This is a genomic window from Shewanella litorisediminis (assembly GCF_016834455.1).
Classification (GTDB): Bacteria; Pseudomonadota; Gammaproteobacteria; order Enterobacterales; family Shewanellaceae; genus Shewanella; species Shewanella litorisediminis.
Genome location: NZ_CP069213.1, coordinates 478,568 through 497,948, shown reverse-complemented (window position 1 = coordinate 497,948; position 19,381 = coordinate 478,568). Strand labels below are relative to the sequence as shown.

General features: G+C 56.0%; 21 protein-coding genes. All 21 read right to left on the bottom strand.

Translation table 11 applies throughout. The features are described 5' to 3' along the window. Positions 1-68 precede the first annotated feature (68 nt). Positions 69-653, bottom strand: a complete 585-nt coding sequence (locus JQC75_RS02245) for a Maf family protein (protein WP_203325886.1) — start codon at positions 651-653, stop codon at positions 69-71. A gap of 5 nt (positions 654-658) precedes the next feature. After that, positions 659-1,147, bottom strand: coding sequence for a rod shape-determining protein MreD (gene mreD / locus JQC75_RS02240; RefSeq protein WP_203325885.1), 489 nt, complete (start codon positions 1,145-1,147; stop codon positions 659-661). After that, on the bottom strand, positions 1,144-2,073 hold the full coding sequence (mreC, locus tag JQC75_RS02235) for a rod shape-determining protein MreC (protein WP_203325884.1): 930 nt from the start codon (positions 2,071-2,073) through the stop codon (positions 1,144-1,146). Before mreC ends, mreD begins: the two co-directional genes overlap by 4 nt. A 45-nt stretch (positions 2,074-2,118) precedes the next feature. Then, a complete protein-coding gene (locus JQC75_RS02230; protein ID WP_011758587.1) occupies positions 2,119-3,168 on the bottom strand; it encodes a rod shape-determining protein in 1,050 nt (349 codons plus the stop codon). A gap of 213 nt (positions 3,169-3,381) precedes the next feature. Then, positions 3,382-5,895 carry a DUF6701 domain-containing protein gene (locus JQC75_RS02225; protein ID WP_203325883.1) on the bottom strand — a complete coding sequence of 838 codons (2,514 nt, stop codon included), beginning with the start codon at positions 5,893-5,895 and terminating at the stop codon, positions 3,382-3,384. Between the two features lie 103 nt (positions 5,896-5,998). Beyond that, positions 5,999-6,418, bottom strand: a complete 420-nt coding sequence (locus JQC75_RS02220) for an MSHA biogenesis protein MshP (RefSeq protein ID WP_203325882.1) — start codon at positions 6,416-6,418, stop codon at positions 5,999-6,001. After that, entirely contained in the window at positions 6,408-7,256 is an 849-nt protein-coding gene (locus JQC75_RS02215; RefSeq protein ID WP_203325881.1) for a PilW family protein, read from the bottom strand. Before JQC75_RS02215 ends, JQC75_RS02220 begins: the two co-directional genes overlap by 11 nt. Continuing rightward, positions 7,256-7,783 (bottom strand): prepilin-type N-terminal cleavage/methylation domain-containing protein, encoded by a 528-nt coding sequence (locus tag JQC75_RS02210; protein ID WP_203325880.1) that lies wholly within the window; start codon positions 7,781-7,783, stop codon positions 7,256-7,258. The genes JQC75_RS02215 and JQC75_RS02210 overlap by 1 nt, the downstream gene beginning before the upstream one ends. Continuing rightward, positions 7,773-8,264, bottom strand: coding sequence for a pilus assembly FimT family protein (locus JQC75_RS02205; RefSeq protein WP_203325879.1), 492 nt, complete (start codon positions 8,262-8,264; stop codon positions 7,773-7,775). The genes JQC75_RS02210 and JQC75_RS02205 overlap by 11 nt, the downstream gene beginning before the upstream one ends. A gap of 118 nt (positions 8,265-8,382) precedes the next feature. Further along, positions 8,383-8,901 (bottom strand): prepilin-type N-terminal cleavage/methylation domain-containing protein, encoded by a 519-nt coding sequence (locus JQC75_RS02200; protein ID WP_203325878.1) that lies wholly within the window; start codon positions 8,899-8,901, stop codon positions 8,383-8,385. Positions 8,902-8,939: 38 nt separating this feature from the next. Then, on the bottom strand, positions 8,940-9,545 hold the full coding sequence (locus JQC75_RS02195; RefSeq protein ID WP_203325877.1) for a pilin: 606 nt from the start codon (positions 9,543-9,545) through the stop codon (positions 8,940-8,942). A 70-nt stretch (positions 9,546-9,615) separates the two neighbouring features. After that, positions 9,616-10,107, bottom strand: coding sequence for a hypothetical protein (locus JQC75_RS02190; RefSeq protein WP_203325876.1), 492 nt, complete (start codon positions 10,105-10,107; stop codon positions 9,616-9,618). Between the two features lie 3 nt (positions 10,108-10,110). Next, complete coding sequence (locus JQC75_RS02185; protein WP_203325875.1) at positions 10,111-11,331, bottom strand: type II secretion system F family protein; 1,221 nt, start codon at positions 11,329-11,331, stop codon at positions 10,111-10,113. A gap of 2 nt (positions 11,332-11,333) precedes the next feature. After that, positions 11,334-13,097, bottom strand: coding sequence for a GspE/PulE family protein (locus tag JQC75_RS02180; RefSeq protein WP_203325874.1), 1,764 nt, complete (start codon positions 13,095-13,097; stop codon positions 11,334-11,336). Then, positions 13,094-14,350, bottom strand: a complete 1,257-nt coding sequence (locus JQC75_RS02175) for a tetratricopeptide repeat protein (protein ID WP_203325873.1) — start codon at positions 14,348-14,350, stop codon at positions 13,094-13,096. Before JQC75_RS02175 ends, JQC75_RS02180 begins: the two co-directional genes overlap by 4 nt. After that, the gene (locus JQC75_RS02170; protein ID WP_203325872.1) at positions 14,347-15,249 is read right to left on the bottom strand and encodes an ExeA family protein; all 903 of its coding nucleotides are present in this window, start codon (positions 15,247-15,249) and stop codon (positions 14,347-14,349) included. The genes JQC75_RS02175 and JQC75_RS02170 overlap by 4 nt, the downstream gene beginning before the upstream one ends. A gap of 1 nt (position 15,250) precedes the next feature. Beyond that, positions 15,251-16,924, bottom strand: coding sequence for a pilus (MSHA type) biogenesis protein MshL (gene mshL / locus JQC75_RS02165; RefSeq protein ID WP_203327094.1), 1,674 nt, complete (start codon positions 16,922-16,924; stop codon positions 15,251-15,253). A gap of 11 nt (positions 16,925-16,935) precedes the next feature. Further along, positions 16,936-17,232: an MSHA biogenesis protein MshK gene (locus tag JQC75_RS02160; RefSeq protein WP_203325871.1), complete on the bottom strand. Its 297-nt coding sequence runs from the start codon at positions 17,230-17,232 to the stop codon at positions 16,936-16,938. Then, entirely contained in the window at positions 17,216-17,869 is a 654-nt protein-coding gene (locus JQC75_RS02155; protein ID WP_203325870.1) for an MSHA biogenesis protein MshJ, read from the bottom strand. The genes JQC75_RS02160 and JQC75_RS02155 overlap by 17 nt, the downstream gene beginning before the upstream one ends. Further along, the gene (locus JQC75_RS02150) at positions 17,866-18,471 is read right to left on the bottom strand and encodes a PilN domain-containing protein (RefSeq protein ID WP_203325869.1); all 606 of its coding nucleotides are present in this window, start codon (positions 18,469-18,471) and stop codon (positions 17,866-17,868) included. The genes JQC75_RS02155 and JQC75_RS02150 overlap by 4 nt, the downstream gene beginning before the upstream one ends. Beyond that, entirely contained in the window at positions 18,468-19,337 is an 870-nt protein-coding gene (locus tag JQC75_RS02145) for an MSHA biogenesis protein MshI (protein WP_203325868.1), read from the bottom strand. The genes JQC75_RS02150 and JQC75_RS02145 overlap by 4 nt, the downstream gene beginning before the upstream one ends. Positions 19,338-19,381 lie beyond the last annotated feature (44 nt).

Sequence of the window (19,381 nt, the reverse complement as noted above, 5' to 3'; positions counted from 1 at the left end):
GGAGTTACTCACAGTGTTCACGGTTCCCCCTCAGGGAAAGTCAGTTAATCGATTGGGGCCGATGTAGCTTAAATCAGCGAAAATGCAGCCAGTAAACGGCGACTCTCCACCAAAGGTAGCCCAACTACGGCGCTGTAACTGCCGTCGATGGCTTCCACAAAGACACCACCCAGCCCCTGAATACCATAGGCACCGGCTTTATCCATGGGCTCACCCGTGTCCACATAGGCCTGAATATCCTGCAAAGACAAGGTGGCAAAGCGCACCTTGGTTGTCACAGTGTCGCATAACGTACGGTCACCGTCAGTGAGGGCCACCGCAGTCATGACCTGATGTTCACGGCCGGAGAGTGCGCTCAGCATGGCAACGGCTTCGGCCTTGTCGCCGGGTTTGCCAAGGAGCAATCCATCGAGCACCACTATGGTGTCTGAACCCAGCACCACGGGCCCATTGATGTGCCCACAAAGTGCCAACCCGGCCTTTGCTTTTTCGACCGCAAGACGCGCCACATAGTTCGCCGGCGGCTCACCGGCCAAAGGCGTTTCATCGATATCGGGATTAACGCGCTCAAAGGAAAATCCCTCAACACCCAAGCCCGCCTGAGCCAGTAGCTCACGGCGACGGGGTGACTGGGAAGCCAGCACCAGAGTCATGAAATTTATCTCACTTTATAACGGCGGCGCACCCGACGCAGGAACCAGAACACCCAGGGCCAGATAACGAGGCTGGACAACACAGGCCAAAAGATGGCGTGGGAGTAAGTGGCCTTGGTCAGCACGTACTGCAGCCAGTACACCACCAGATGAAACACCCCAACCAGGGATGCAACCAACAAAGATTGCTGCCAGATGGTGAAGTTACGCATCCGCTGGAAATGCAGCGCCACCACGTAAATCACCAGCGAAAAGGCGAGCGCCCTGACCCCGAGTGTTGCGCCCAGCAAGACATCCAATACCACCCCCAAAATCCAGGCGGTCAGAATGTTATATCTGTGGGGCAAGGCCATGGTCCAATAGATGAGCACCAGCAGCAGCCAGTCCGGGCGCCATGGGGCAACCAGATCCGGCAGCGGCATGATTTGAAACAATACCCCCACAAACAGGGTCAGCCACACCACAATGCGGCGATTCGGGGCCTGCAGTCTCATTGGGCCTCCTCAGCGGCGGTTGGGGCGGCCTCTGTGACAGGCTCATCCTGCGTTTGCGCGTCGGCCGCGTCGGCGGCTGTACCCTCAACGGCTTCGGTATTCACAGGGTTATTTCCGGCATCGGGCCAAATCAGCAGCAAATAACGAATACGGTCCAGTGCCGCCAGCGGCTGCGCCATCACCTTGGCATAGGACTGGGCATCGTCACGCTCGACCACGGTAACCCGGGCGACGGGGTAACCTTCAGGGAAACGGCGCCCAAGGCCCGAAGTCACCAGCAGATCACCCACTTTCACATCGGTGCTCTTGGCCACGTGCCTGAGTTCAACTTCGTCCAGCTCGCCCGTCCCATTCACTATCATGCGCACATCGTTGCGGGTAATACGCACGGGGATGGCGTGGCTGGTGTCTGACATCAAGAGCACCCGTGCCGTAATGGCACTGACCTCAACCACCTGCCCCACAATACCCTGGGCATCGAGCACAGGCTGGCCCACATAGACGCCATTCTGGGTACCGCGGTTAATAACGATTTGCTGATGAAAAGGATCGCTGGCCACTTCCATCACCTCGGCCACCATCTTGCGGGCATCCATATGCAGCGGCGAACCCAAAAGGGTGCGCAGGCGTTCGTTTTCCTGGCGCAGATGCTCAAAGCGCTGCAAGCGCTCGCTCATCATCAGCTGCTGACGCAGCATCTCGGCATTCTGGCGCTCCAGCATGGTGCGGGTGGCCAGCATTTCGGCAAAGCCATCCAGCATGTCGCCGGGGACATTGGCCAGATATTGCAGTGGACTGAGCAGGGTTGCCATGGAGTGACGCACTGGGGTGAGGCGATCGTTGGCCACGATAAGCAACACCGACAAAATAATTGCCAGTGTCAGCCGGAATTGATTGGAGACGCCGCGAACAAAAATAGGCTTCATAAAACAAAGGAGGCGGTAGCCTTACCGCCTCTTTCACCTGTGGTGTTAATTTTCTTCAGAGAAGAGATCGCCACCGTGCATGTCGATCATTTCAAGGGCCTTGCCACCGCCTCGTGCCACGCAGGTCAGCGGGTCTTCGGCCACCATCACAGGGATGCCGGTTTCCTGCATCAGCAGGCGATCGAGGTCGCGCAACAGCGCGCCACCACCGGTCAGCACCATGCCGCGCTCGGAGATATCGGAAGCCAGCTCCGGTGGAGACTGTTCCAGCGCCACCATCACGGCACTGACGATACCAGACAGCGGTTCTTGCAGGGCTTCGAGAATTTCGTTGCTGTTGAGGGTAAAGCTTCTTGGCACACCTTCGGCCAGGTTACGGCCGCGTACTTCGATTTCCAGTACTTCATCGCCTGGGTAAGCAGTACCTATGGTGTGCTTGATACGCTCGGCGGTGGCCTCGCCAATCAGGCTGCCGTAGTTGCGGCGCACATAATTGATGATGGCATCGTCAAACTTGTCACCACCAATACGAACAGAAGAAGAGTACACCACGCCGTTCAGGGAGATGATGGCCACTTCGGTGGTACCACCACCAATGTCCACCACCATGGAACCTGTGGCTTCAGATACCGGCAAGCCGGCACCGATGGCGGCCGCCATTGGCTCTTCAATCAGATACACTTCGCGGGCACCGGCGCCCATGGCTGATTCACGGATGGCCCGGCGCTCCACCTGGGTGGCTCCTACTGGCACACACACCAGCACCCGGGGACTTGGGCGAAAGAAACTGTTGTTGTGAACTTGCTTAATGAAGTGCTGCAGCATCTTCTCAGTCACGTAAAAGTCGGCGATTACACCGTCTTTCATCGGGCGGATCGCCTGAATGTTGCCAGGGGTACGTCCGAGCATCAGCTTGGCTTCGGTACCCACAGCAGCCACGGACTTTTGCCCTGAGCTGTTGCGTTCGTTACGAATTGCCACCACCGAAGGTTCATTGAGGACAATGCCTTCTTCACGCACATAGATAAGGGTGTTGGCGGTACCCAGGTCGATCGAAAGATCATTGGAAAAAATGCCACGCAGCTTTTTGAACATGTAACCAGCCTGTTTTTCTGAGAGGAGCCAGAGAAAAGAAAAATCAGCTAACTTTATCAATGCCACCCTGATTCCACAAGACTGGGGAGGTTAACAATCGCTAATGAAGTGATTTTTTTTGAACCTAAAGTAAGGTGATGAAAAATGCGGCAGTTTTTCACGCCAAAGCGGACTGGATTTAGCCCTGTTCGAGCGTCAAATTCCCCGCAATCGTCAATTGATCTCGCGCCAGAAAATAATGCGATCGTCGCCACGGTAACGGCCAAAATAGGCGCTGGCCCGAGGATCGCTGAGATTTTGCGGCTCGCTGCCGCTCCAATTCCAGTACCAATGCAGCCAATCCGGCACATCCAGCGGGGCTGTCACCTGCCCGCGGTAGCCAGGGCTACCCAGAGCCTGCCAAAAGAGTGGCAACTGCCCCTGGCTGAAGCTTGCCGATGTGGCGCTGCGATCGATACTTTGCCCTGCAACCAATCCGGGCTGATACAAATATCCCAGAGCTGGGTTATCCACCTGAACACTTAAAGGTACTGAGGCTATGCTGCAGCTGTCCTCGGTGGACAGGGTCCAGGCGCTGCCATTCCAGTATTGGGCATAGGCAGGCATACGCAATATATCGGTTTCAGGGCCGTAGGTGTTCTCCAGCACTGCCCGGCCGTGGCGCATGGGCACAGTGCCCAGTCGCTGGGCGCTGCAGCCACCGGGCATCACACTGCAGTCACCGATGCTGCCGGGCTTCATATCCAGCGGCGCCAGCCTGGAGAGCTCACCGTCCATATCATCTACCCAGAGGCCAATATCCAACTGCTCAAAGGGGCCATCCATGCCGGGGGCACTGGTGCGTTCGAAAACGAATGTCGACGTGCTGTCAAACTCCATGACACCCGCTAACCAAGAGCCTGCCAAAACGCTCAACCGGGCAGACAAATCACTGCCATCATTGTTGTTTTCCGCCGCCAATACCGCATTGCCTTTGGCAAAATCATCCCGGTAATTCATTGTCACCTGATTCTGATGATTATGTGCTTCGAGCTGCATCGACAGCGGGGTGGGTTGCCCCATATAACTGAAACTGGGCGAGTTAAGCAGGCCGCAGGCTGGGATGAGGCTGACATTCTTCAGTGCAAAGCTCGCTGGTACAAAGCGGCCAATATTGCCGGACAGAGCCAGCGGAATGCGATAAAACAGGCTGCCAAGGTAGGTATTCGGCGCCTGGGCGCTGAAGCGGAATACACCCACCTCATTAATACTTTGGCTGACTTCGTTGGCGCTTGCCTGGGCCTTATGGGAATAGCTGTCAGTGCCTGTCACCCCCTCGCTGCCACCCACTGGCGCCACCAGAGTGCTGCCGAGGGTGATGTTCTGTATCTCAAAATTGGGGGTTGTTGAATTATCGCAATATTCACTGTCAGTATCTGAGCTCCAGGCATGGGCCGAGATGAGCAAATCAAAGCTGTCGCCGGTTTTGCGATAGGCGGCGCAAGTGGCATCCCCTGCCGGGCAGCTCGCCAGCGGGTCTTTGGCTTTGACACACAACCCCACAGGAAAGCTTACGAAGCTGTCGCTGCCATCCAGCTGCAAATTCCCTTCACTGCCGCCACCCAGATATCTGGCATTGAGGGCAAGCTGGCCGGCGTCCGGATAATTCACACTCAAGGTGGCCTCACCCTGGCTGTTAAAACTCAGGGGGATAGAAGTCGCATTCTGGACGCTGGTGCCGATAGCGCTGCTCTCAACTGTCATTTTCGGACTACCCACCAAGGCTACTGCATCAGGACTGAGGTAGTCGCTCCAGAATGCCAGCTGCCTGGTAGTGTTTTGGAAGGTAGGAACACAGCGCTGTGACTGTTCGTCTTTACGTACTGCGCTCAGGGTAACGCTGGCGGCCTTGCCAGCCAGCTTATCCGGCACATCAAACAAGAGCCCGCTGTCGGCAAAGGCTAAGGTACAGGCGGCCACGCTGGGCGTGCTGCTTCCCCGCTGACACAGAGTCGGGTTCACTGCCACCGGTGAAGAGCTGCCCACACCTATGGTGACGGGCGGCGCCACCACAGTATGCCAAAGCCGCTTTTGGCCGCTGCCATTCACCAAGCTGATATTGTTGCCGCCTTCCCAACCCGTTACGGCGTTGGCGGCGGTTAAGGTGGCGCTGACCGGGTCTGTGACCAACTCACTGCAACTGCCATTTTTACAGGCCAGGACGGTGACAGTCTCGGCTTTACAGGTCAGAGGGCTTTCGGAATATTTCAGCAAAAAATGGTCAATCTGCACCGCTTGTTGTTTGTCACACATACCGCCGAAGTCGGCATCATCAATGACACCAAGGTCGATAATCGGTGTGAAGTTCCCTCCCGAGGGAACATTCCCGTGAACGGCCAATGCGCCACTGATAGTGGCATTGCCCGACATGATAATGTTGCCTTCCACGTACAGGATGCCTTTGAAAAAGTTGTGCCCCTCTATGTGTAGATTTCCCCGCACATAGACGATGAGATGTGAAGGATTATAACCCTGATGGATGCTCGTATTTTTCAGGGTGAGATTGTCAAAGTAAAGCCGGGTCGTGGCACCATTGGTTGCCAGGTAAAAGCCTTTTTCAAAATCACCATTGGCAAAGTTGAAGTCACCGGGGCCAAAAGCGTCGCTTCTTGAGCAATGGCGATTATTCCCCTGGGTATAGCAGGTAAAGTTTCCTGCCTTGGAAGGCAAGTTGGGCGGCGGCTGCATACCGGGATTATTGGGACCCGTAGGTGGTTTGGTAAAAATATCGGAGCAAAGTGGCACCGCCATTGCCTGGGGTAACCAACAAAGCAGTGCTATTAACAGGAGTCTAAGGTATGGCACGGGCACTGACCTCCACACTTCGGCTCACTCTCAGATCACCACTTTCGCAGTGTGCACGACTGACGACGAGATACTGGGTCACCCCCTCGGCACTGAAACTGCGACAGGACAGATTGACCACACAGCTGTGAAATCCCACCACGGCTGGCGGTGTCCAGCTGTCGGTATTGTTGCACACAGGGGCGCCCCCATTTATGGGGAATAACTTCGCCATGGCGGCATCGGCGCCACTGTTGGCCGAAGCCAGCGCGCGGGTGCCCCACACTTCCAGCGTCAGGGCTTCATCGGCATCACTGACCATCCGGATCAGCGCCGCCGCGAGCAAAAACATCACTGTGATCACAAAGATCCCTATGATGAGCACACTGCCGCGTTGCCTGGAACGCCTGGATAAATTAGGGAACATTGGCTGTATGCACCTGATGTTGATAGTGAAAGGTTTCACCGTTAACGGCAAAGCCCACGTCCAGTTGTACCATGGCATTGTTTATCAGGGTGGATGCCAAGAGCGTTATGGGAGCAGGTGTAGTCACGGCGTTGGCCATCAGCGCCGAGCGCCCTGCAGCTCTCATGGCCGGCACACCGGGCTGCACAGCACTGAGTCCATAGCCACTGAAGCGCCACAAACTGATGTTGCGGTTGGTGAGCTGCTCGATGAAACAATAACTCACCACGTCCTGACTGAAGTAGATACGGCGGCTGGGCGAGCCCTGACTGAAGCGTACCGGCTTATCAAAGCTGACTTCCAGCGAATCGGCCCCTTCTACCACAGACTGCACGGCAAAGCGCTTGCCGGTATCCCCGGCCGGCAGCGGGTAAACATCTGCCGCAATCAGAGGGTAAACATGGGCCATTTGCCCCGCGGTAATGCCGGTGCTGGCTCCATCGCCCATGACTTTGGCCTGCTGCGCCGCGGCATCCGGCGATATGGCCAATGTCAGGTAGCTGCTGCTCGCCGCGATAGGCACCATTTCGAGGCATTGCCAGCTATCGCTCCCGTTATTGCCAGCGCCGAGTCGCAGGCTACCGGGCAGTGCGCGGCGAATATCCCGGGTGAGACGTTCTATGGCATATCGGCTCTCACCTGTGACCTGCTCGACGGCCGACGACTCGATAAAAATGCGGGTGCCGAAGATGATGAAGCTGCTCACACCCACGGCCAATACCCCCAGCACCAGGATCACTGTGACCAATTCCACCAGGGTGAACCCCCGGGCTCTTGACCCAATCGCAGCGCGCCGCATCAGTAGTTGCTCCTTACGGCATGGTAAGTGATCACTTCTCCTTGAGGTGTGGTGACATGGATGGCGATAAGTTTATTCACCTCAGGCGCCGCGCTGCTGACCTCCACCGCCAGTTTAAAGCCGGGGTAGCGGTCGAGATAGCGCTGGCTGGAGTTCAGCATCAACTGGGTTTCATCCAGTGCGTGGTAGTCATCCACATCATCAAAGTCGTTGCGACCTTCCCCCTCCGGCCCCATCTGAGTGCTGCAGGTCTGGCCCGAGGGAGAGCCGCAGGCCGGCACACCACCATTGATATTACTGTGCTCGTCGTACCTTTTACCCCAAATTTCATTGAGTACAGATTGTGCCAGCTCGGCACTTTTTACCCGCTGCAACGTCATGGCGGCCCGGTCGGCCTGGGGAAAGAGCATGCTTGACAGCAGGACCAGTGCAATGGCCAGCACCAACATGCCAACCACCAGCTCCACCAGGGTAAACCCGCCAGTGCGCTTCAAAGCCTTAGGACCCTTATTGACGTTAGCGGGCATGAATATAGCCCTCGGATTCTATCGCCAGCACCAAAGTTTCGTCGGCAACTGCCAGGATACAATCGCCGCTGCAGCCCGTTGCCGGCAGTCGCCCGAGGGAGTCGAAGTCCAGATTGAAACTGCGGGCTCCACCGGCAAGCAGCGCAAGCTCACTGCCCCCGTGAAAACTCTGCCAGGGCTGCTCGTGCGCCGAATCCTGAGCTCCGGAACATTGATTTGCGGTGCGGCCTTGATAACGCTCGATGCGATACCCCTGGTCACGGGATACGGCTACGCGGATGCAAAGATCGGTATTGTTCATGGCAAAGAGCTGCGCCTTACGCAGCTCAGCCATAAATTCATTACGAAGGGAGTAGGCACTGTAGGAAGAGGCAGATAACAAACGCGGAATAGCCACTACCGCCAGAACCCCTATCAGGATGATGGTGGTAACAAGCTCGACCAGGGTGAATCCCCGAGATAGAGAATGACGTGACTGCATCCAGCGCTCACCTGCAATACTAGGTCATCCAAGTTTCCAACAACTTGTGCCATAAGGCAAATTTCAGACCTTGACTATTTACCTTAAACTAAAAGGCCTGCGAAGCAGGCCTTTCTTATCAGCAGTCGTCGGCATCCGGCATGGCACTGAAGACCGGCCCCACCGTTTGGCTAGTTGCTTGGGTATAGGTAAATCGACATGTTGCAGGCGAACCTTTCTGCCAAATCGTTGCCACCCCAGCAGCAGAAAAGATCACCCACTCGGCTGCAGTCTCATTGGCAACTGTAGGATCTGTGGCGCTGGTACCAGCATCGAAGTCAAACTCCAGAGCGTTTTCCAGTTCAGCCTCAGTAGCCTGAAGGTAACCGAAATGAGTTACCGCTGGAGTACCAGTTCCAATATCCACGGACGGTGCAGGTGTTGCATTGCTGGCACTTCTTTCAACACCAGCCAAGGCTGCACGCGAATACACCAAAGAGTTTGCTCCCTGAATAGCGGCCTTTGCGCCACTAAGAGCACTAACTCTCGCATCAGACTGCAGATTGATAAACTTAGGCGCTGCCGTTACTGCCAGAATGCCCAGGATGATGATCACCACCACCAACTCAATCAGGGTAAAACCTTGCTGTTTTTTCATGCTTTCTTACCTTTCTGTGAAATTAACTTGCCTGATGTTCAGGGGTTGGTGAAGCTGAGCACCTTGCCGGTACCCGGATTATAAGTAATGCCGGAGGCACCGGGTGTCGTCAAATCCGGTACCGGGTTGGCAATGCCGCTGTTGGGATCAAGTGTCAGTGATGACACCTGATGGTACACACATAAATCCAGACCATTGACCGTTTGACCATTGAGGTCGTTGCTGCTGCCACCCGCGCCGCCAAGAGCCCTCACGGTATAACGTTGCTTACGGGCATCCTGGGTGTAAAGCACATTACGGGGCGTGCTTTGTAAAATCAGGTTAAATACCTGCTGGCAGGTGGCGTCTGTCATGTCAGTGGCTGACACATTATTGTCGCCTGTCGGATAACCAAAGCGCTTATCGAGGCCGATTTGAGCGCCATCCAGCAACACATAGTCGTTGTTGCGACCGTCGATTTCCCACTGGGCACGCACGAAACTCACCGCCGTAACCAAGCCACCACTCACCGCATCCACACTGGCCGCTTCTGCTTCGTCGGTAATATTCAGAAATCTGGGAATGGCGGTGGCCGCCAGTAGCCCAAGGATAACTATGACTATCACCAGCTCAATAAGTGAAAATCCCTGCTGTTTAGCTTTCATAGGTGCCCCCAATCGTCCATTTTCCCATTGTAGCAGCTAAATTCGTCTTGAAAAGTCTCATATATAACAGCTAATTAGTATGGTTGACCAAGGTCACTTTTCCGGTGTCCAAATGGTAGCTGATAAGACTGTCTGCTTCGCCCAAATACTGGCAACTGCCGCTGCCAGTATCAAAAGACACATCAATTAAATCGTCGGTGCCGTATCCCAAGAGCTGCTGCCACAATGCCCGGCAACCAATGGCATCTGTTTGAGGCGGCTGCGGCCAGCCGGCGGCACTCATATGGATCAGCACAGGGGCTGCAGGTTTGTCTCTATCCAACAGCTCCCACTCCAACTTGAGTATCTCACCCCGCCCCTGCCCCAACCATTTGGAGCGCGCCATGGATATCAAATTTTGCAAGCGCCCCTGCTCCATCACCATGCTGTGGGATGCGACCGACTCCAAACCGGAAAAGTACCTGAACCCCACCACAGCCAGCAGCAACAGCATCACTATCACCGCCAGCATTCGGCGATAGATACCAATCAACTCTCCTTCGGCTTCCCGCTGTGGCAACAAGATTCAGCCTCCCTTAACCACGTTGAGCATGTCCCACATGGGCAGGTAAATACCCAGCGCCAAAATGAGCACTATGCCGGCCACGATTCCGATGAGAATGGGCTCAAGCTTGGCGGTGAGGTTTTTCAGGTCGTAGTCCACTTCACCCTCGTAAAAATCGGCGGCGTCGTTGAGGAGCTGTTCCAGCTGACCGGTCTCTTCCCCCACCGCCACCATCTGCAGTACCAGCGGCGTAAAGAGTTTGCTGTGGTTGGAGACCCTCAGCATGGACTCGCCGGACTCAATCCCACGGCGCATGGCAACAATCTTGTCGTGCATGTAGGCATTATCCACCGCATCCGCCACCAGACTCAGCGCCTGGGTCATGGGCACGCCGGCACCCATCATCATGGCGAAGCTGCGGCAGTAGCGAGACAGGGTCGAGCGCTCAATGATGGAGCCCACCGCTGGCATATGCAGCTTCCACTGATCCCATTTTTTTTCACCCTGTTCAGTTTTATGCCAATAGGCGAGGCCGCCAATAAGCCCTGCCACCAACAGCGCCAACAACCACCAGTAGTTGACGAAAAAATTGGAGGTTGCAATCAGTATCCGCGTCGCCCATGGCAGCTCGGCACCAAATCGGGAAAACATGTCGGCAAATTTGGGGATCACCATGATGTTTAAAATCACCATGGCGAGGGAGATGGCAATCAGCACAAAGGTGGGGTATCGGACGGCTGACTTGATGCGGCGGCGGGTTTCCTGTTCACGCTCCAGATAGCCCGACAGCTGCAAAAAAACATCTTCCAGCTTACCCGTGTTTTCCCCCACATGGACCATGGATACAAACAGGGCATCGAATACCTCGGGATGATGATTCATCGCCGATGACAGAGGCCTGCCCGCGGTCAGCTGCACAGAAATATCATCCAGCGCCTCTTTCATTTGCTGGGAATGGGTGGTTTCACTCAGCCCGGCAATGGCTCTGAGAATCGGGATGCCCGAGCGGGTCAGCGAATACATCTGCCGGGTAAAAATCTGCAACTCTTCCAGACTGACCCGGCGGCGAAACAAGCTTGATACGCTCACGCCTTTGCCGCGGGGTTTGGTTTCGCGAAATTCCAGCGGGATCACGGCACGGGACAGCAGCTGATCGGCGGCCGCATTCTCGGAGGCCGCATCCAGCTCCCCCGTTACCTGCTGTCCCTGGGCATTGCGCCCCCGATACTTATAGACAGGCATTGTCAGGCTCCTGCGCCATCAAACTGGGCCATTTCCTGCGACAGAGGTATCTGGGTTTCGCTGACGTCCTCCACCAGCCTGGCGACCTCTTCAATGGTGGTCATCCCCTGCTTCAGGTAATTGAGTGCCGAGATGAGCAAGGGGGTAAAGTTGGGGCTGGCGTAAGCCGCGTGGGCAAACGCCTGGGGATTGCCGGTGCGCATGGCATCCACCATGGCCTCATCCAGCTCCAGCAGCTCAAAAATACCGATACGGCCACGATAACCTGTGCCACTGCAGCTTTGGCAGCCGGTGCCCATGCGAAAACGCGCCTGAGACAAATCCACTCCCTTGCTGACCGTGGTCAGCCAGGCCTTGTCCTGACTGGTCAGGTGATAATCCACTGCGCAGTTTTGACATACACGGCGCACCAGACGCTGGGCAATGATCACCCGCAGCGCACTGGCCACCAGATAACTGGCGGCCCCCATGTCCAGGAGTCGCAGCGCCGAGGTCACAGCGTCGTTGGTGTGCAGGGTCGAGAGCACAAAGTGGCCCGTCAGGGCGCCCCGCAAACCGATTTCCACGGTTTCGTGGTCACGCATCTCCCCCACCATGATGATATCGGGGTCCTGACGCAGTGTGGTGCGCAGCACATTGGAAAAATCGAGCCCTATCTTGTGGTTAACCTGCACCTGATTGATGCGGGGTAACTGGTATTCCACCGGATCTTCCACCGTGATTATCTTGCGGTCGGCGGTATTGAGTTCACTCAGGATGCCGTAGAGGGTTGTGGTTTTGCCGCTACCCGTGGGGCCTGTCACCAGCAGCATGCCGTGGGGGCGTTTAATCTGTTTGCGCACCCGCTGCAAAATCGCATCCGGCATACCGGTTTCATTCAGGGTCAGCAATCCGGCCGATTGGTCAAGCAGACGCATCACCACAGACTCGCCGTGGTAAATGGGCATGGTCGAAATACGCACGTCTATCTTGTGACCTTTCACTTCCATATGAAAGCGGCCATCCTGCGGCAGGCGCTTTTCGGAAATATCCAGCCCTGCCATAAGCTTAAGACGAAGCACCAGGGCCGCGGCTATGGTTACTTCGTTCAGTATGGTTTCCTGCAGGTGGCCATCCACACGCTGACGAATGCGCAACGATTTGTCACCGGGTTCGATATGAATGTCCGATGCCCGCATCTGTACCGCATCTTCAAAAATCGACTGCAAGAGTTTAACCACTGTGGTTTCACTGTCGCTGTCTCCTGCAGTCAGGGCGGCGAGGTCGAACGCCTCGTCGGCGGCGTATTCTTCCTCCAACTGCCCGGCCATTTGCGCAATTTGTTCGGTGCGCCGGTACAGGTTATCGAAGGCCTGCATCAACTGAGCTTCGGGGGCCACCACCAGCTCAAGGCGCTTGGGTGCCAGCAGCACTTCAAGGTTGTCCAGTGCCTGCAGATCAGCCGGATCGCTCATGGCGACCACTACCGCATCCCCCTTGTCTTCAATCGCCAGGGCGCGGTAGCGGCGAGCCTGTACTTCAGGCAGCAAATTGACCACCGCCGGAGGCACTGGACGGCGACTGATGTCGAGATAGGGAATGTTCAGCTGCTGAGACAGGAATTTCAGCAGCTGATCCTCGGCGATATACCCCATATCAATCAGGGTGCGACCCAATTTACGGCCTGTGCTCTTTTGCTGAGCCAGCGCCGCCGTCAGCTGATCCTCACCAATGATTTGTTCCGATACCAGCAAATCCCCAAGGCGCATCTTGAGTTTTGGTTTCATTGGCGCTCTCCCAACTGCATTAATCTGTTTTCTACATAGGCGCGGGCATCGGCTGATAACCCGGCGATGCCCAGTGCACGCTGATAGTGACGACGGGCATCAGCAACCTTGCCCTGCGCATCCTGTGCGTAGGCAAGCCCCAGCCACCATTGGGCTCTTTCCATACCGGAGTCCAGGAGTTTCAGGTATGCCGACTCGGCCAGTGCATGGTCCTGTGTTTCACGGGCCATATCCGCCACCAACAGCCACTTATCCCGCGCCTTGGGGTCTGTGTCCCCAATTGATTGAAGGGCTGCCATTGCCTGCAGCTTGTCACCCTGCTCCCGCCACAAACGGCCAAGGAGCAGCGCAAAAGACGACTGCTCCGGAAACTGCGCCAGCCCACGCTGGAGCAGCTGAATGGCGTCGCCTGGTTTACCCTGACCATAATGAAGCGCTGCCAGTTGTCTTCTTGCCTCGTGGCGCGCTGGCTCATAAGAGAGCGCCGTGGCGTATTGCCTTATCGCTTCATCAAGCTTTCCCGCATCTCTGGCTGTATTGGCCTTTAGCATGGCGCGCTCGGCTTGCTCCGCCGGTGTCAGCACCACTTCGGTTACGGCCATGCTGCCGGGCGCCGGCGTATTGGTATTCATGTCGGCACCGGAAGGTTCAGCCGCGGGCGGCACCGACTTCACGTTAGCTGTTGAACCAACGGCAGCTCCTGTCATAGAGGTTTCGGGAATGGCAGGCGCTTTTGCTGATACGGCGGCTGGCTCGGACAAGATCTCGTGCTCGCCATCCCGCGTCACGTTTGGGGCTGATTCATCGGGCTCCCTTGCCTGCGCTGTCGACATAGCTGACGCGGTGTCGCCCCTGGCATCCGTGGACGCCAGGGTTTGGGATTCCACCGCATTGCTCGCCGCTTTTGTAGTTACCTGTGCTGTAGTCACCTGTGCTGCCGTTACCTGTGCATTGCTCGCCGTGGATGTGCTTGCAGGCGCCGTCCCAGACTCTGCCGAATCTTGAGATTGAACAGGCGCCTTTTGGCCTGAACTCATCGGACTTAATGCCACAGCATCTCCGCTATCGGACGCTTTCAGGTGCCAAAGCATCAGCGCGATTGCGATAAGTAGCAGCGACAGCAAGACAAGCCAGCGCCAGGGCAGCCCGGGGGCTTTGCTCGCTGGAATGGCGACTGCTGCAGGCAGTTTTTGCAACTGATGAGGTTCGGCGCGCTTATCCAGATCTTTCAGCATTTGATTGATAACGCTCATAAGCCGCCCCCGTGCCACCACAAGCCCATGGCAGCCACCATCAGGCTGCCCAGACTCAGCACCGGCAACCAGCGTGGCCAGAGGGGTTGGGATGCATCTTCGGTATCCCGTATAGCGCCCAGCGCCTGGCGACGCCCGATGCATTTTGCGCCCTCACCAAACCCCAGCATCAACGACTTATGGGCCAGGATATTGATAAGTCTTGGTATTCCTCTGGATGCCCTGGCAATGGCAGCGATGGCAACATTATCAAAAAGCCCGCCTTCACTTAATCCAGCCGCCCTTAATCGATGGGCCACATAGGCATGAATTTCTTGGCGGTTAAGGGGGCGGAGGCGGTAGCTGAAGGTGATCCTCTGCCGCAGTTGTCTGAGCTCAGGGCTTGCCAGCCTTTCATCCAGCTCGGGCTGACCAAAGAGCACCACCTGCAGGAGTTTGCGATTTTCTGTCTCCAGATTGGTGAACAGCCTTAAGGTTTCCAGACTCTCCTGTGGCAAAGCCTGGGCTTCATCCAAAATAAGCACCACGCTGTGGCCATGGGCGGCCAGTGCCATCAGTTGATGCTGAATCAGGCTGGTTAACTGCTGCTGATCGATATTGGCGGAGTATTTGAGGCCAAGTTCCAGCGCCAGCGCCCAGCGCAGTTCGTTTGGCGACAAACAGGGATTGGGCAGATAAGCGCAGCGAAGCGGCGCCGGCAGGTCATTGAGCAGCTTACGTAAAATCAGGGTTTTACCCGTGCCCACCTCACCCGTGACCTTGATAAAACCTTCACCGGTTTGCAGTGCTGTTTGCAGCACTTGCAGCGCCTCTGCGTGGGGCGCCAGTGCGAAAAAGAATCCGGTATTCGGGGTCAGTGCAAAAGGCATTTCCCGAAGACCAAAGTGCTGCAAGTACACCTTATTCGCCCTCGGGGTACCAACGGTCCAACAAGGCCTTGGAGCGCTCCAACTCTTTCTTCCAGGTGCCACTCACCACAACAGTTGGTTTGAGCAGTATCACCAGCTCTGTCTTGCGGACAGACTGGCTGCGGTTGGTAAAGGCTTCACCCAGAAAAGGAATATCCCCAAGCAGAGGCACCTTGGATACCAGCTCCATGCTCTCGCTCTTCATCAGACCACCGATCACCACCACATCCCCGGAAGTGGCCTTAATCACAGTATCCGACTCGCGGATTTCACTCTGGGCCAGGGGCAGCTCCAGATCGCTGTTGCTGATTTTGATGGTCTTGGTTTGTTCTTTCACATCGATAACCGAGGGATGTACGTGCAGCAGCACATTGCCCTCACCATCAATTTGCGGGGTAACGTCCAGCGCGATACCGGAGAAAAAGGGCGTCAGTTCGACTTCGGGACTGGTCACAGGCGTAGTGCCCGCCACGGTCGTGGAGGATACATCGGTGACAAAGTATTCATCTTTGCCCACCTTGATCACCGCCTTTTGGTTGTTGGAGGCCGTTACCCGCGGGCTCGACAACACATCCACGTCCCCTTGGGTATCGAGGAGATTTATCATGGCATCGAAGTCTGAACCTATGAGAGACAATGAGGTCACGCCGCCCAGAGCGCTGGAAATTTGATTACCGAACTCATTGCCTGCAGAGGTGGCAAAGTTAATCTTGGTGTTACCGTCGGCAAGGGCACTGCCGGCTATCTTGTTCCACTGGATACCCTGCTGGTAACCATCAGACAAGGTCACCTCAAGTACCTTGGCTTCCAAAATCACCTGTCGCTGCAGGTGAGTTTCGGCGGTGGCCAGAAACTCCCTCACCTGACGCAGTTCACCGGGCAGCGCACGCACTGTCACCAAACCGGCCTGGGGCGTAACCACCACATGGCGATTGTTGCCGGTACCGCCAATCAAGGACTCGAGGGTTTCTTTCAGCTCACCCCAGAAGTCTGTTTTGTTACGGGACTGAATAAAGGTGCCGTTGGTATTGTTGCCGTTGGAATTTCCGTTAACACCGTTATTTACACCGTTGTTATCAAAGGCGTTATTACCATTGCTGCCGTTGTTGTTATTGCCGTTGTTATTGTTGTTATTGTTGTCTGAGATACGGCCGGACGTCACAGAGGTTAAAGACACGCCATGACGTTCCATGTAGAGGTAGTTCACAGGGAAAGTTTCGGTACGCATTCCCGATGGAAACACCTTGAGTACCTTGCCCTCGTGGCTGACCTCATAGCCGTACAGGTCTTCAATCACCTGCAAGGCCTCACTCAGGGTCACCCCTTTGAGCGACAATGAAATACGCCCCTGCACCTCAGGGTGTACGGCCACACTGAAGGGCGTGCCTTTAACGAGACTCGGGAAAAACACCCGGGCATCCACCGCATTGGCGGCCACATCGAAGCGTCTTTCCGGTGGCAAATTGGGAGCAAATACCGTGTTACTGCCCGCCAATTCGCGGGACACAGAATCAGGCAGCTTCGCCGGTGGCTGAGCTTCAACACCTTTCGGCGCCACAATTTCATTGAGCGCCTCCTTGGACGCCTGAGGATTGGGCCTGTCGGTGGTTTGGCATGCTATCAGGCACAGCGACAGCAGAGGGGTAAGGTATTTGATACCAGAAATTGCCATAACTTTTATCTCTCTGTAATAGCCTGAAACAGCCTGAGGGTCTTCCCGTCGGACAGGGACACATAATCACTGCCGATAGCGGTGATCCTCGCGTTACCAATACTGTCGCCCAAAGTAAGCAGGCGATTGCCTATTACGGCATATTTAGCGTCGGGGGAATTGATGATGCTGGTCAGCCGGCTTCCCTGCGCCTGACCGACAGCCTGCGCCCTGAAGTCCGCAGGCTGGGTCGGGTCTCTTAAGGGCTCTGCCGCCTGGGATGCGCCGCACAGGCACAAAAGTAAACTACTGATTCGCCACACGGATAAAGTCCTCGTTTACACTCAGGGTATGCAGCATCAGCTGCACCTCGGCCTTGGGGTACGCCTTAACCCGGTAATCCATTCGCTTCCAATAGAGTTTGTTTTCAAGACTTTCCACCGCTTCAACAAACCGCAGCACCGCAAAAAAATCCCCTTCCAGGGTCAGTGCTATGCCATGGGAATACAGGTTCAGTTTTTGCTCTCCTTCACCCACCTCAATCAGGGGGACTGGCGCAATGGACTCGAATCCGGTCAGGGTCAAGCCCTTGGCGCCATCGAGCATTTTGGCCAATACAGAGGGCATCAGACGGGCGGGTACCATATCCACAGTCTGTTCTTCCAGGGCTGTGTCCAGCTGCTGATGTTCCTTCAGCAACAAGGCCTTACGCTCAAGAAAATCCCGGTTGGGATCCTGGGCCAATCGCTCCTGATACAGGGCCAACTGCTGCTCACTGATGTGGTTATTGGCACGGGTTTGACTGAGTGTCTGGTTTGCCTGGCGGTATTCCTTCCAAAGGCTCTCCACCGGCATGGATAGCAACATGAGCAGCCCAAACAGCACGGCAAAAAAGATAATGCCCCGCTCCCTTGAGGTCAGGTCGTCGTATTTAGTCGCGAGGGAATCGAAACGGCTCATGGCTTCAGTTCCTCCCTCAGTGCGCCACTGGTGAGAATAAAGCCCAGCGGCGCGCCTTCATCACGGGCCATGGTCATGGTGGCAAACTGTTTACCCTGAAGGGTTTGTGTATGTTTCAGCCGCTCGACCCACAAAGGCACACTGGTGGGCGCTTTGGCAGAGCCTTCAAACCTGAGCTCCCCTTCCGCCACCAGAATACGTTCAAGCCACACGTTGCCATCGGCGGCAGAAGCCAGATCTGTCATCAGCGAACCATAGCCACCGCTGGCAAATCGCTGCTGATTGCCAAGCTCACTGAGCAGCTGCCGTTTCAACGCCAGAAAGTCCTTCAGCTCAGTGACCTCTGCCACCAGTGTTGCGTCGGCCTTGTGGTTTGCCAGCTGAGCCTCCAATTGCTGCTTTTGCTGGCCAAGGCGCTCAGATTCGGCCCGTGCACTGTTAAGTTCTGCTTTCACGGTTGATAGCTGCCAACCAAGTGCAACGCCCGCCAGCAGCAGTACGCCCAGCACGGCAATCACTGACTGGCTCAGGCGCTTGAAATTCAGACGCTGCCGGGTCGGCAGCAAGGACTCGTCGTAGAGGTTAATGCGGGTCTTGTTCATGGGCGCGCCCCCAAAAACTCCTCACAGGCGAGGCGGGCAAAGGTCAGCCCCACGGGGCCGGTATTCATGGCGGTCACCCGTTGATTGAAGTTAGCACCCACTAACCGTGCCAGCGCCTGAGTTGCCCCCTGAGTCAGCAGTTCTATACTGGCCACCGGCGGCTGACGCAGTTGGCTCTCGAAATAATCCATGGAACGTTGCAGCTCCAAACTGAGATTATCGGCAGCCCCATAGGCCAAATCCGATTCGGCTATCCCATCAATCTCACTGAATCCCCGAACCCTGCGCTGCATCCAAAGCTCCCCCTCTTTTATCACCGTCAGCAGCAATTCGTTGCCCGGAACATGGCTCACCACCATGCGCGCCTGTGGCTCGGAGGCAAACAGCCGGGTGGTGACCAACTCTTCAATGCCAATGCCGACTATCTCACAGTCATTGTCATCGGCGGCCAGCACCAGACTTGCCAGCGCATCCCGGCTGACAGTCACCACGGTGAGTTTATTGGAGTGGCTATGAGGAGGCTCAAAATAGTCCAGCTTCAGGGAAGAAACGGGCTCAGATACCATGTCTTTAATGGACCAACGGACCGCTTCCGCCAGTTCGTTGTCGGGCACAGGGGGTTTGTCGGATAGCAGCAGTTGATAGCGCCCGGCCCCCAATACCACGGCCAGACGTGCAGGACCGAAACGGGACACTATGGCCGCCATCAGCCCCTGCCAGTTGTCGCCATCGAGAGGAATTTCTGCGCCGTCGGTTTCAGCATCTGCCGCCGGGACCACCCAACAGCTATGGTTCGACAGATACAGCCCCAGGTCGCGACGCTCAGTTTTCTTATGCCAAAAAGGAGATCGGCCCATTGCAGTCATGTCCGTGTGATTATGCGCCTTGCCATGTACCGCGTGAAACGCGC